11 protein-coding genes are annotated in these 12327 nt (G+C 66.1%); 6 read left to right on the top strand and 5 right to left on the bottom strand.

The genetic code is table 11. The annotated features are described in order from the left end of the window. Positions 1-92: 92 nt before the first annotated feature. Positions 93-956, top strand: coding sequence for a D-amino-acid transaminase (locus tag I6N89_RS16130; RefSeq protein WP_207019442.1), 864 nt, complete (start codon positions 93-95; stop codon positions 954-956). 46 nt (positions 957-1002) lie between these two features. Here the strand turns inward: I6N89_RS16130 and I6N89_RS16125 are convergent, their stop codons facing one another. Continuing rightward, entirely contained in the window at positions 1003-2199 is a 1197-nt protein-coding gene (locus tag I6N89_RS16125) for a TIGR03862 family flavoprotein (protein WP_207019441.1), read from the bottom strand. 76 nt (positions 2200-2275) lie between these two features. On the opposite strand from I6N89_RS16125, the gene I6N89_RS16120 reads away from it, so the two are divergent. Both I6N89_RS16120 and arsB read left to right on the top strand, forming a co-directional pair. Further along, positions 2276-2569, top strand: coding sequence for an HNH endonuclease (locus tag I6N89_RS16120; protein WP_076699989.1), 294 nt, complete (start codon positions 2276-2278; stop codon positions 2567-2569). A gap of 122 nt (positions 2570-2691) precedes the next feature. Continuing rightward, positions 2692-3702 (top strand): ACR3 family arsenite efflux transporter, encoded by a 1011-nt coding sequence (gene arsB, locus I6N89_RS16115; protein ID WP_207019440.1) that lies wholly within the window; start codon positions 2692-2694, stop codon positions 3700-3702. A gap of 9 nt (positions 3703-3711) precedes the next feature. Here arsB and I6N89_RS16110 read toward each other — a convergent pair whose 3' ends face one another. The 3 genes from I6N89_RS16110 to I6N89_RS16100 all read right to left on the bottom strand — a co-directional run bounded on the left by I6N89_RS16110 (position 3712) and on the right by I6N89_RS16100 (position 6196). Then, positions 3712-4971 carry a glycosyltransferase family 4 protein gene (locus I6N89_RS16110; RefSeq protein WP_207019439.1) on the bottom strand — a complete coding sequence of 420 codons (1260 nt, stop codon included), beginning with the start codon at positions 4969-4971 and terminating at the stop codon, positions 3712-3714. Positions 4972-5243: 272 nt separating this feature from the next. Beyond that, positions 5244-5660: a VOC family protein gene (locus tag I6N89_RS16105; RefSeq protein ID WP_207019438.1), complete on the bottom strand. Its 417-nt coding sequence runs from the start codon at positions 5658-5660 to the stop codon at positions 5244-5246. Continuing rightward, positions 5657-6196 (bottom strand): DNA topology modulation protein FlaR, encoded by a 540-nt coding sequence (locus I6N89_RS16100; protein WP_207019437.1) that lies wholly within the window; start codon positions 6194-6196, stop codon positions 5657-5659. The genes I6N89_RS16105 and I6N89_RS16100 overlap by 4 nt, the downstream gene beginning before the upstream one ends. 425 nt (positions 6197-6621) lie before the next feature. Between I6N89_RS16100 and leuS the strand changes: the two genes are divergently transcribed. From leuS to holA, 3 genes are read left to right on the top strand one after another with little or no spacing between them, the layout of a single operon-like run. Next, on the top strand, positions 6622-9294 hold the full coding sequence (gene leuS, locus I6N89_RS16095; RefSeq protein WP_207019436.1) for a leucine--tRNA ligase: 2673 nt from the start codon (positions 6622-6624) through the stop codon (positions 9292-9294). Then, positions 9281-9766: an LPS assembly lipoprotein LptE gene (gene lptE / locus I6N89_RS16090; protein ID WP_207019435.1), complete on the top strand. Its 486-nt coding sequence runs from the start codon at positions 9281-9283 to the stop codon at positions 9764-9766. Before leuS ends, lptE begins: the two co-directional genes overlap by 14 nt. After that, positions 9763-10791, top strand: coding sequence for a DNA polymerase III subunit delta (holA, locus tag I6N89_RS16085; protein ID WP_207019434.1), 1029 nt, complete (start codon positions 9763-9765; stop codon positions 10789-10791). The genes lptE and holA overlap by 4 nt, the downstream gene beginning before the upstream one ends. Before the next feature lie 246 nt (positions 10792-11037). Here the strand turns inward: holA and I6N89_RS16080 are convergent, their stop codons facing one another. Beyond that, positions 11038-12228 (bottom strand): hypothetical protein, encoded by a 1191-nt coding sequence (locus I6N89_RS16080; RefSeq protein WP_207019433.1) that lies wholly within the window; start codon positions 12226-12228, stop codon positions 11038-11040. Positions 12229-12327 lie beyond the last annotated feature (99 nt).

Here is a 12327-nt window from a genome sequence, read left to right as displayed (position 1 = left end):
CCGCCCCGCAAACCCTCGGGCAAACATATTCCAGAGCCCGCGCGCGCCGAGCGTGCCCGGGCGTGCTTATATCGAAACGCAAGGAGCCTATCATGACCCGTACCGTCTACGTGAACGGAGAGTATCTGCCCGAGACCGAAGCCAAGGTCTCGATCTTCGACCGCGCCTTCCTGATGGCGGACGGGGTCTATGAGGTGACGAGCGTGCTGGGCGGCAAGCTGATCGATTTCGACGGCCACCTGGCGCGGCTGGAGCGCTCGCTGACCGAGCTCGACATGCCCAAACCCAAGGCGTTCGACGAGCTGCTGGAGATCCACCGCAAGCTGGTGGAGCTGAACGGCATCGACGAGGGCATGGTGTATTTGCAGGTCACCCGCGGCGCGCCGGGCGACCGCGATTTCGCCTTTCCGGATCCCGAGACCTGCGAGGCGACGCTGGTGCTCTTTACCCAGAACAAGCCCGGGCTGGCGGAGAACCCGGTGGCCAAGACCGGCATCAAGGTGATCTCGATCGAGGATATCCGCTGGGGCCGCCGCGACATCAAGACGGTGCAACTGCTCTACCCGTCGATGGGCAAGATGATGGCCAAGAAGGCGGGCTGCGACGATGCCTGGCTGGTCGAGGACGGATTCGTGACCGAGGGCACCTCGAACAACGCCTATATCGTCAAGGACGGCACCATCATCACCCGCAACCTAGGCACCGACATCCTGCACGGGATCACCCGCGCGGCGGTGCTGCGCTTTGCCCGCGAGGCGCAGATGAAGGTGGAGGAGCGGCCCTTTACCATCGCCGAAGCGCAGGGCGCGGACGAGGCGTTTTATACCTCGGCCTCGGCCTTTGTGATGCCGGTGGTGGAGATCGACGGCGAGTCCATCGGAAGCGGCAAGCCGGGCGATGTGGCGACGCGGCTGCGCGAGATCTATCTCGAGGAAAGCCGCAAGGCCGGCGTCTGAGCCGACAGGGGCGGCTCCTCGCCTCTTGCGGGGCGCCTCGCTTCGGTCAGCGCGCTTCCAGACGCTGCGCCGCGTGGCGCCCGGCCCAGAGCCCGGTGGCGAGGCAGGCGGTGAGCAGATAGCCGCCGGTCGGCGCCTCCCAGTCGATCATTTCCCCGGCGCAATAGGTGCCGGGGCGGGCGCGCAGCATCAGCGCTTCGTCGAGCGCCGCGAAGGGCACGCCGCCGGCGGTGGAGATCGCCTCGTCCATCGGGCGCAGCCCGTCATGCGGCACCGCCAGCGCCTTGATCCGCCGGGCCAGAGCCTCCGGCGCATCGGGCAGCGGGCGGGCATATTCCATCAGCAGGGCGCGCGCGGCAGGCGAGAGTTTCAAAACCTTGCGCAGGTGGTTGGACAGGCTCTGCTTGCCGCGCGGGCGCGACAGCCGTGCGGTCAGCTCTTCGGGCGTGAGGTCGGGCGCGAGGTCGATTTCCAAGGCAGCGCCGTCGCGCAGGGCGGGTGACAAGGGGTAGAGCCCGCCGCCCTCCAGCCCGCGCGCCGAGATCACCGCCTCGCCGCGCGAGATCAGGGCGCCGGCGCGGAAGGCCACGTTCTTCAGCGGCGCGCCGAAATGCGGGCGCATATGCTCGGACCAGGTGACGCAGAGCCCGGCATTGGCGGGCCGGAACGGCGCCAGCGCCACGCCCTCCCGCGCGAGGATACCGGCCCAGGCGCCATCCGAGCCCAGCTTTGCCCAGCTTGCGCCGCCGAGCGCCAGCACCGTGACCCCGGCGGTGATGTGGCGCAGCCCGTCGGGCGTATCGAAGCGGCAGGCGCTGCCGTCCCAGCCGGTCCAGCGCCAGCGCGTGTGCCGCTCCAGCCCCATGCCGTCGAGCCGCGCCAGCCAGGCGCGCAGGAGCGGCGAGGCCTTCATGACCTCGGGAAAGACCCGGCCCGTGGAGCCGGTAAAGGTGGTCTGGCCCAGCCCCTCGGCCCAGCCCTGTACCGCCTCGGGGGTGAACGCCGAGAGCATCTGGCGCAGCGCCGCCTCTGCCCCGCCATAGGCGGCAAGGAACGGTCCAAGGGGCTGCGCGCGGGTCAGGTTCAGCCCGGATTTCCCCGCCATCAGGAACTTGCGCCCGAGCGAGGGCTTGGCCTCGGCCAGCAGCACCCGGTGACCCGCCGAGATCAGCGCATCCGCCGCCATCAGCCCCGCCGGGCCGCCGCCGATAACCAGCGCGGGCGTGTCCGGCGATGTCTGCACGTTGCGTTCCCCTTGATCCTCGGCGTCTGAGCCCCAGACTTGTGCCCTGCCGAGACCCGTCGCACAAGAGCCGCCCGTGACCGACCCTGTCTGCCCGCTATGCCTGCGCCCGATCCCGCCCGGGGCGAAACAGAGCCTGCATCACCTGGTGCCCAAGCTGAAGGGCGGCAAGGGCGGGCCCGTCGTGCTGCTGCACCAGATCTGTCACAACGAGATCCACGCCACCTTTACCGAGGCCGAGCTGGCGCGCGAGTACAACACGCCCGAGGCGCTGCGCGCGCATCCCCGAATGCAGCGCTTTCTGGCCTGGGTGGCCAAACGCCCGCCGGGGTTTCATGCCCGCAGCGCTGGCGGCAGGCGGAAACGCTGACGACGAGGGCAAGCCCCGAGCGAACGTGACGCATTGCATCCCAAAGCGGGGCGGGGCTGCACTTTCGACGTTGTCAAAGCGACATGGAGTGTTGCTATTGCCGCTGAAACAGCGGAGGCGACATGGGCATTTTCGAAAAATACCTCTCTGTCTGGATTGCGCTGGCCATCGTCGCGGGCATCGTCATCGGCAACGCCGCGCCGGGCCTGGTCGGCGCGGTGGCGGCAGCGGAGTTCGCCAGCGTCAACCTGGTCGTGGCGGTTCTGATCTGGGCGATGGTCTATCCGATGATGGTAGGCGTCGATCCCGGTTCGCTGCGCGACGTGGTGCGCCAGCCGAGAGGGCTGCTGATCACGCTGGCGGTCAACTGGCTGGTCAAACCCTTTACCATGGCGGCGCTTGCCGTGCTGTTCTTCGAGCATGTCTTTGCGCCCTGGATCGCGCCCGAGGATGCGGCGCAATACACCGCCGGGCTGATCCTTCTGGGCGCGGCGCCCTGCACGGCGATGGTGTTTGTCTGGTCGCAGCTGACGCGGGGCGACGCGAATTATACGCTGTTGCAGGTTTCGGTGAACGATCTGATCATGGTGGTGGCCTTTGCGCCTATCGTGGCGCTGCTGCTGGGGATCACCGATATCTCGGTGCCTTGGGAAACGCTTGTCCTGTCGGTGCTGCTGTTCATCGCGCTGCCGCTGCTGGCCGGCATCGTCACGCGGCGGCGGCTCGGCGATGACGACGCGATCACGGCGTTTCAGGCGCGGGTCAAACCCTATTCCGTGATCGGGCTGATCGCCACGGTCGTCATCCTTTTCGGCCTTCAGGGGCAGGTGATCGTCGCGCAGCCCTTCGTGATCGGGCTCATCGCCGTTCCGATCGTCGTGCAGAGCTATGGCATTTTCGCGCTAGCCTATGCGGCGGCCTTTGCGCTGAAAGTGCCGCATCGCATCGCCGCGCCCTGCGCGCTGATCGGCACGTCGAACTTCTTCGAGCTTGCCGTTGCGGTCGCAATCAGCCTCTTCGGGCTGACATCCGGTGCGGCGCTGGCCACCGTGGTTGGGGTTCTGGTCGAGGTGCCTGTGATGCTGACGCTTGTCGCGTTTGCGAACCGGACGCGCCGCCGCTTTCCCGCCTGATGCCGTCGCTCAGTCGCGCGGCCTGCGCGGGGTGAGCGTTGCAAGCTGTTCGACCCAGGCGATATGGCGCGGCAGGCAGCGGGTTTTCAGATCGTATCTTTCGCGCGCCAGCGCACGGGCGTTGGCGCCCAGCCGCGCCCGCGCTTCGGGGTCGTCGAGCAGTGCGCAGAGCCGCTCCACCAGGGCCGCGTGGTCGAAGAAATCCACCAGCCAGCCGGTCTCGTCCTCGGTCAATGCCTCGCGCACCGGTTCGGTGTCGCTGGCGATGATCGCACATTCGGCGCTCATTGCTTCGAGCAGCGACCAGCTCAGCACGAAGGGATAGGTCAGATAGACATGCACCCGGCTCACCTGCATCATCGACAGGAACCGCTCATAGGGCACGCGACCGAGGAAATGCACCCGCTGCCAGTCGGCCTCCGAGATCTCGTCCACCACCTCGTCGATGAAAATCTGTTTCCAGGTCTTTCCCTTGGGCGGCTTGGCGCCATAGCTGACCTCGTCGCCGCCGATCAGGGTGACCTGCGCGTTCGGCCGCCGGCGCAGGATCTCGGGCAGGGCGCGCATGAAGATGTGATAGCCGCGATAGGGTTCGAGATTGCGGTTGATGAAGGTGATGACCTCGTCGTCGCGCGTCAGCACACGCCCGTCCGTCACCTCCAGCCGCGCCTGCGGATCGGCGCGGACGAGATCGGTGTCGATGCCGTCATGGGCGACGGTGATCCGCTCCCGCCACTCCGGCGGAAACGTCCCGGCCTGAAAAACGGTCGGCGAGATTCCGGCATCCATGATTTCCTCATGCAGCCGGTTGTTGATGTTCTTCATGCGGATGCGTGGCAGATCGGTTTCGGGCGATGGGGTCTGAAACTCCGGATCGAAACCGACGAACGTGTCGGTGGTTAGATGGTAGAGCTCGCAATAGAGCCCCATCGGCGCCTGTGGCCAGACATCCTTGAGAAACAGGCTCTCGCCCCAGCCGTGATGGGCAAGGATCACGTCGGGCGCGTATCCCTGTTTCTTCAGCGCCAGCGCGGCGCGATAGCAGCTGGTGGCGCGCAGCAGCTTGGTTTCGAGATCGGTCAGCCAGGGATGGATTCCGCGCGTGCTCTGGCCCTGGATCTGATAGGGCAGCACGGTGACGCCGTTCCATGTGGTGGCTTTCTTGACCTTGGGGGTCAGCGCCACGACCTCGTGCCCCTTTGCCGCCAGCGCGGGCGCCAGATGCTTGTATTGGCCGGGGAAATTCTGATGGATACAGAGGATCTTCATGATAAACGGGTTCTTGCTGAACGACTGAGTGCCTTTTTTGCATGTCATGCCCGGCGGGCCAATGCCCGTGCCGGCGGGGGTTGGCAATGACGTCGCACGGGTTGCAGAAATGCCCGCAGGGACGGGTTTGCAGAAGGTCGGCCAGAAGGGGCAGCCTTTCGTGGGTCATCTCTCGTGGGGCCGGGCCACCGTTCCGTTGCGGTGTGGCAGGCCAACCCGCCGAGCCGCACCCCCGATCTTCCTAGATGCGCTGAACGGCTGTGTTCCCCGCGTTACCCGTCTCGCCCCGGTTCGTTCGGATCGCTGGAGAACAGCGCGATCTTGTTACCCTGAGGGTCGCGCAGGTAGGCGACATAGAAGTGCGGCCCGTAAGAGGCCCGAAAGCCTGGTTGGCCCTCGTCTGACCCGCCTGCGGACAGCGCGGCGGCATGAAGCTTGCGAACCTGCTGTTGGTTGCGCGCCTCGAAGGCGACCATGCACCCGTTGCCCGCCGAGGCCGGACGCCCGTCGAAGGTTGGCTTGACGTAAAAGTCGGGCGGTGCGGGAGACTGGCCTGGATGCGCGGGCAGCGCGAAACTGAGCCCTTCCGGACCTTCTTTCAGGCCGTAGCCAAGGGCTGGCAGGAATGCGGAATAAAACCGTTTTGCGCGAGCGAGGTCATCCGCGCCGACGGTGACATAGGCGATCATTTTTCCTGGGCCTTTCTCGGCGAGCTATGCGAAATGGCCGTAATCGCCGCTTCTACGTCACGGTGAGATTTGTAGTGCCAGACCTGGAGAGGCGGGGTCGCCCGCAGAGCCGTCTCGATCCTGTTGTGAAAGTGACGGCCCTTTCTGAGACTCCGAAGCGCGAAACCGTATTGCTGGAGCGGCCAGTCCACATTTCCAGGTGGCAGTTCCGGTCGAGCCCGTCCGAGGTTCTTCCAAGGTCTGAGCGCCAATCGCCACGCTCGCACGAGGTTTGGAGGGTCCAGCCAGATCACGCCCTGACATCTCCAAAGCGCATGGTCCAGAAGGCTTGGCCCGCCCTCAAGAACCCAGGCATCTTTTTCGATGACAGCCGACAAGGCGGCCTCGATCTCAGCCGGGCTTTTCTTGATCCAGTTTCGTGTCAGGCGGATCGCCTCATACGAGATCACAGGCAGGTCCGGCCTGGCTTTGGCGAGATGCATGGCAACGTGGCTTTTTCCAGTGCCGTTTGACCCGGTGATGATCACTCGTTTCATGAATGGACTGCGCTGGTTGCTCTCGAGCTGTGTCTAACAGAAACCGCGTCAGGGGCACATGGTATTGCTTGATGCTGGGCGCTTTTGCTTGCCAACCACGGAGATACGCCAACAGTATTCCCCGCGTCTCCGGCTTGGAAGCAATGCCGAAGGCCGCCGCTTTGGTGACGTAGATGCCGAGTTGAGAGGTCCTTCGGATGTGGCTGGGATAAAGCAAGGGATTCGAAGGGCAGAGCGGCATCCCACGGGCCGCCGTTTGGTCTGGCTTTCGTTGCACCTTGGGGACGCCTTCCAACAGGCCAGCCCCCGCGTTCTTCACCGATAGATCGCCTCCTACCCACCCGCCGGACACACTGGCACTGGACGCCACGCGCCCATGCGCCTATCACCCCGCCCCGAGACCCGTCCGTTCCGAGGGAAACCTGATGTCGCGTTACGACCCCGCCGCAATCGAGCCGAAATGGCAGGCCGCCTGGGACAAGGCCCTGACCTTCAAGGCGACCCGCACCGCCGATAAGCCGAAATACTACGTGCTGGAAATGTTCCCCTATCCCTCGGGGCGCATCCATATCGGCCATGTGCGCAACTACACCATGGGCGACGTCATCGCGCGCTATAAAAAGCAGAACGGCTTCAACGTGCTGCATCCGATGGGGTTCGACGCCTTCGGCATGCCCGCCGAAAACGCCGCCATGGCCTCGGGCGGTCACCCCAAGGACTGGACCTATTCCAATATCGACACCATGGTCGAGCAGATGAAGCCGCTGGGCTTCGGGCTCGACTGGTCGCGCATGTTCGCCACCTGCGATCCGGATTACTACGGCCAGCAGCAGGCGCTGTTCCTCGATTTCCTGCATGCCGGGCTGGTCTACCGCAAGAATGCCGTGGTGAACTGGGATCCGGTCGACATGACCGTGCTGGCCAACGAACAGGTCGAGAACGGGCGCGGCTGGCGCTCAGGCGCGCTTGTCGAGCGCAAGGAACTCACCCAGTGGTTCTTCAAAATCTCGGATTTCTCGGGCGAGCTGCTGGATGCGCTCGACGGGCTCGACGACTGGCCCGCCAAGGTCAAGCTGATGCAGGCCAACTGGATCGGCCGCTCGCGCGGGCTGCAATTCGCCTTCTCCACCGTCGATGCGCCGGACGGGTTCGACCGGATCGAGGTCTACACCACCCGCCCAGACACGCTCATGGGCGCGAGCTTTGTCGGCATCTCGCCCGATCATCCGCTGGTGAAACACCTGGAGCGCGACAACGCGGACGTGGCGGAGTTCGTTGCCGAATGCCGCCGCATGGGCACGTCGGAGGAAGAGCTGGAAAAGGCCGAGAAGCGCGGCCTCAACACCGGCATCACCGTGCGCCACCCGTTCGACACGGCGGTCGAGCTGCCGGTCTATATCGCGAACTTCATCCTGATGGATTACGGCACCGGCGCGATTTTCGGCTGCCCGGCGCATGACCAGCGGGATTTGGATTTTGCCCGAAAATACAATCTGCCGGTCCACCAAGTGTTTGGTATTCCAGAGGCTGCCCGTGAACACGACTTGCCAGACGAACTTTTCGAAAAGTCTAGCTGGTATGAAAAGGAGATTCGCGACCCAAATGAGCAGTTTCCGCCGACCTATGAGCTTTACGAGCGGATCGTTTCTACAGCGTTTGTACCCCAAAAGAGCGAAGAAGTCCTCTATCTACGAGGCTTCGCAGGCGAAGAAATCCAAACTGGCGAACGTGCTGTAGAAGCCGCGATTGATTTCTGCGAGGCCAATGGCGTCGGTCACGGCGTCACCAAATACCGCCTGCGCGACTGGGGCCTGTCGCGGCAGCGCTACTGGGGCTGCCCGATCCCGGTTGTGCATTGCGAAAGCTGCGGCGTGGTGCCGGAGAAGAAAGAAAACCTCCCCATCCAGCTCCCCTATGACGAGGGCGGCAAGCCCATCGACTTCTCGGTGCCCGGCAACCCGCTCGACCGGCACCCGAGCTGGCGCGACTGCGCCTGCCCGCAATGCGGCGCACCGGCCAAGCGCGAGACCGACACGATGGACACCTTCGTGGATTCGAGCTGGTATTTCGCCCGCTTCACCGCGCCGGACGCCGAGACGCCCACCGTCATGGAAGAGGCCGAATACTGGATGAATGTCGACCAGTATATCGGCGGCATCGAACACGCGATCCTGCACCTGCTCTATTCGCGCTTCTTCGCACGCGCCATGTACATCACCGGCCACCTGCCGGAGAAATGCAAGGAGCCGTTCAACGCGCTCTTCACCCAGGGCATGGTGACCCACGCGATCTACCAGACCAAGGATGCCAAGGGCCGCCCGGTCTATCACTACCCCGAGGCGGTCGAGCTGCGGGACGGCAAGGGCTATCTGGAGGACGGCACCGAGGTGGAGATCATCCCCTCGGCCAAGATGTCGAAATCCAAGAACAACGTGGTCGACCCGGTGGCGATCATTGGCCAGTACGGCGCCGATACCGCGCGCTGGTTCGTGCTGAGCGACAGCCCGCCCGAGCGCGACGTGGAATGGACCGCCGCCGGCGCCGAGGCCGCCAGCAAGCACCTCGCGCGCGTCTATCGCGCCTGCGCCGAGATCGCCGAGGCCGATGTGCCCGCGACGCAAGAGGACGAGGCGCTGCTGCGCGAGATGCACAAGAGCATCCACGACGTGACGCTGGGCATCGAGAGCTTCGGCTTCAACGCCGCCATCGCCCGGCTCTACGCCTTCACCAATGCGCTCACCAAGTCGCGTGCCGGCACGGCGGTGAAGCGCGAGGCGGCAAAGGTCTTGGCGCAACTCATGTCGCCGATGACACCGCACCTCTCCGAAGAGATCTGGCAGATGCTGGGCGGCGAGGGGCTGATTGCCGATGCGCACTGGCCGGTGGCCGACGAGGCCATGCTCGTCGAGGATACGGTGACCCTGCCGATCCAGGTCAATGGCAAGCGGCGCGGCGAGCTGACCGTGCCCAAGGACATGCCCAAGGAAGAGGTTGAAAAACTGGTGCTGGCGCATGAAGCTGTGGAGCGGACCCTGAACGGGGCCGCACCGAAAAAGCTGATCGTCGTACCGGGCCGGATCGTCAATGTGGTTGCCTGATCGCAGAACCCTGCTTCTCTCGCTCGCAGCCCTCGCCGGCTGCGGCTTCACCCCGGTCTACGGGCCGCAGGGCGGTGGCGGCGCGTTGCTGAACGCGGTGGCGCTGTCCGAGCCCGCCGACCGCTACGACTATGATTTCAACGCCCGCTTCGAAGAGCGGCTGGGCCGTGGGGCCGGGCCCTATGCGCTGGATGTGAGCATTTCCACCGGGGTGACCGGGCTCGGCTCGCTCGCCGACGGGCAGACAACGCGCTACCGGCTGACCGGCCGCGCCGATTACGTGCTGAGCCCCACGGGCAGCGAAGAGGCGCTGATTGCCGGGCGCACCGATGCCTTCACCTCCTACTCCGCCACCGGTTCCACCGCCGCCACCCAGGCCGCCGAGCGCGACGCCAAGCGGCGGCTGATGGTGATTCTCGCCGATCAGGTCATCGACCGGCTGCTGCTCGACGCGGATACGCTGCCGCAATGAAGCTGACGGGCCGCGACGCACAGGCCTTTTTCCGCAAGCCGGATCCGACGCGCGCCGGCGTGCTGCTCTATGGCGAGGACGCGATGCGCGTGGCGCATCGCCGGCAGGAAGTCATCGCCGCGCTGGTCGGCCCCGAGGGCGAGGCCGAGATGCGGCTCACCCGGATCTCCGGCGCCGAGCTGCGCCGCGATCCGGCCATGCTGCTCGACGCGATCAAGGCGCAGGGGTTTTTCCCGGGGCCCCGCGTGGCCTTTGTCGAGGAAGCAGGCGACGGGCTCGCCGATATCGTCTCGCGCGCGCTGGAGGACTGGCGCGAGGGCGATGCGCAGGTGATCGTGACCGCCGGGCAGCTTGCGGCGAGATCGAAGCTGCGCAAGCTCTTCGAGGGGCACCGCAACGCGCTGGCCATCGGCATCTATTCCGACCCTCCGGGCCGCGAGGAGATCGAGGCGGCGCTGAGCAAGGCCGGGCTGGAGCAGATCGACCGCGCCGCCTTCGACGCGCTGGAGGCGCTGGGGAGGGCGCTGGAGCCGGGCGATTTCCGGCAGGTTCTGGAGAAACTGGCGCTCTACAAGCTCGACGATCCGGCACCGCTGACGCCCGAGGAGGTCGCCGCCTGTGCGCCGGCTTCCATCGAGGCCGAGCTCGACGACGTGCTGAATGTGGTGGCCGAGGGCCGCAGCGCCGAGATCGGCCCGCTGGTGCAGCGGCTGGAGGGGCAGGGCGTCACGCCGGTCACGCTGCTGATTATGGCGATGCGGCATTTCCGGGTGCTGTACGCGCTGGCCTCGTCGCCGGGCGGGCCGCAGGCGGGGCTGCAAAAGCTGCGCCCGCCGCTCTTTGGGCCGCGCCGCGACCGCATGCTGCGTCAGGCGCAGGGCTGGTCCGCCGACGGGCTGGAGGCAGCGCTGGGGATGCTCATGGACACCGATCTCTCGATCCGCTCGGCGGGGCAGCGGGCGCCCGCCATGGCGCTGGTCGAGCGCGGTTTCGTTCGGCTGGCCTGGTTGCGCAACCGGCGGTGAGCTTGAAGCGGTAAGATGCGGTCATGAGGAATGGTGGGCAGATTGCCCACCCTACGGATCCCGCCACACCCGCCCCGGACCTGATCCGGGGCCTCACCGGCCGTCTGCTTAGAGCAGTCTCGCGTGAACCACCGTTGCGATTCATCGGCGTTCACGCCAACCCCGCACGTTTGCCTGGGAATGCGACGCGAGCAGTTCCGAGAGTAGGATGGGCAATCCTGCCCGCCGCTCCGGCCGCCCGAGACTTCACTCCACCGGTGTGCCGAACACCGTGATCGCCAGCCCCAGCGCCGCCATTGCCGCGAACCCCGCCGCCATTGCCGGGCGCCCCTGCGCAAAGGCGCCCCGGCCGGCGATGCCTGCCTGTATCGCATAATAGGCGGCAAAGGCGCGCGAGGCATGCGAGATGATCTCGAACACATCGAACCCCCAGGTCAGCGCCAGCCCGAACCCCACCAGCAGCGCATAGGAGAGCCGCTGCGGCAGCCGCCCGCCGGTCAGCTCGGAGATCAGACCGCCGGCGCCGCCGGTATCGGCCACCGCCGCGCTGAACTGTGCCGCCAGCGCCGCCGCCGTCAGCATCAGCGGCAGCACCGGTGCCACCAGCGCCATCAGACCGATGATCGCGGTCTCGCTCAGATCCTCGGTGCCCGGCGCAAAGACATAGGCGATGAGCAACACATAGATCATGTAGATCGCCGTCGAGAGCCCCTGCGCGATCTTCATCGCGCGGATCCGCGTCGGCGGATCGTATTCGGCCCCCAGATAGCGCGCGGTCTCGAACCCCTGAACCGTAACGATGAGGCCGAAGGCAAGCGCCAGCCCGGCCCAGCTGGTCTGTGTCGCGGGGTTGAGCAGCAGCTCTCCGGCCTGCGCCTTGCCGGCAAAGAACCAGATCAGCCCCGCCAGCAGCCCCGCGATGATCGCCAGCTTCAGCCCGACGCTCACCTGCTCCAGCCGCTCCAGCGCCGAAAAGCCCTTTGTCCAGCCGATCACCAGAATGGTCAGCAGCATGGCGCTGGTCAGCAGCCGCGCATGCAGCGCGTCGTTCCAGGGCGTCAGCCGCATGCCGAAGGCGCCGAAGAGATTGAGGTAATAGGCGACCGAGATGAAGTATGCGAAGGCCAGCGCCCAGGAGGCCAGGATCTCCAGCCGCTCTTCGGTCTGCGTCCGGGGCGCCTCTGCCGCGCGGCGGGCGATGTTGAAGCGGATCGTGGCGCCGAACCCGTAGGCCACGAGGCAGAGTGCCGCCATGACCAGCGGCGCCCAGGCGCCATAGGAGGCATCGAGGATCGGTCCCAGCACCAGAAAGCCGCTGCCGATGATCGAGGCCAGCGGCGTGACCGCCGCGCGCCAGAGCGGCGCGCCCGCGAGGCGCGGCCAGAGCAGCAGCGCGCCGGTGGCGAGCGTCGCAGCGAGGATCAGGGCAGTCATCATGGTGCCGAGGCTTAAGCGCTTTCGCCGCCGGCGGAAAGGGCGCCGGTGGCCGGGTTGCATGCCGCTCGCGCGCCGCCTAGGGTCGCGGCGCGAGGCAAG

Origin of the sequence: Salipiger abyssi (assembly GCF_017311415.1) — a bacterium.
GTDB lineage: Bacteria > Pseudomonadota > Alphaproteobacteria > Rhodobacterales > Rhodobacteraceae > Salipiger > Salipiger abyssi_A.
The sequence above is the reverse complement of the archived record's forward strand: the minus strand, read 5'-3'. Positions and strand labels throughout refer to the sequence as shown.

Coding starts and splice junctions, on each gene's coding strand:
- I6N89_RS16130 (WP_207019442.1), top strand. CDS start 93: ATGACCCGTACCGTCTACGTGAACGGAGAGTATCTGCCCGAGACCGAA.
- arsB (WP_207019440.1), top strand. CDS start 2,692: ATGGGCATTTTCGAAAAATACCTCTCTGTCTGGATTGCGCTGGCCATC.
- I6N89_RS16110 (WP_207019439.1), bottom strand. CDS start 4,971: ATGAAGATCCTCTGTATCCATCAGAATTTCCCCGGCCAATACAAGCAT.
- I6N89_RS16105 (WP_207019438.1), bottom strand. CDS start 5,660: ATGATCGCCTATGTCACCGTCGGCGCGGATGACCTCGCTCGCGCAAAA.
- I6N89_RS16100 (WP_207019437.1), bottom strand. CDS start 6,196: ATGAAACGAGTGATCATCACCGGGTCAAACGGCACTGGAAAAAGCCAC.
- leuS (WP_207019436.1), top strand. CDS start 6,622: ATGTCGCGTTACGACCCCGCCGCAATCGAGCCGAAATGGCAGGCCGCC.
- lptE (WP_207019435.1), top strand. CDS start 9,281: ATGTGGTTGCCTGATCGCAGAACCCTGCTTCTCTCGCTCGCAGCCCTC.
- holA (WP_207019434.1), top strand. CDS start 9,763: ATGAAGCTGACGGGCCGCGACGCACAGGCCTTTTTCCGCAAGCCGGAT.
- I6N89_RS16080 (WP_207019433.1), bottom strand. CDS start 12,228: ATGATGACTGCCCTGATCCTCGCTGCGACGCTCGCCACCGGCGCGCTG.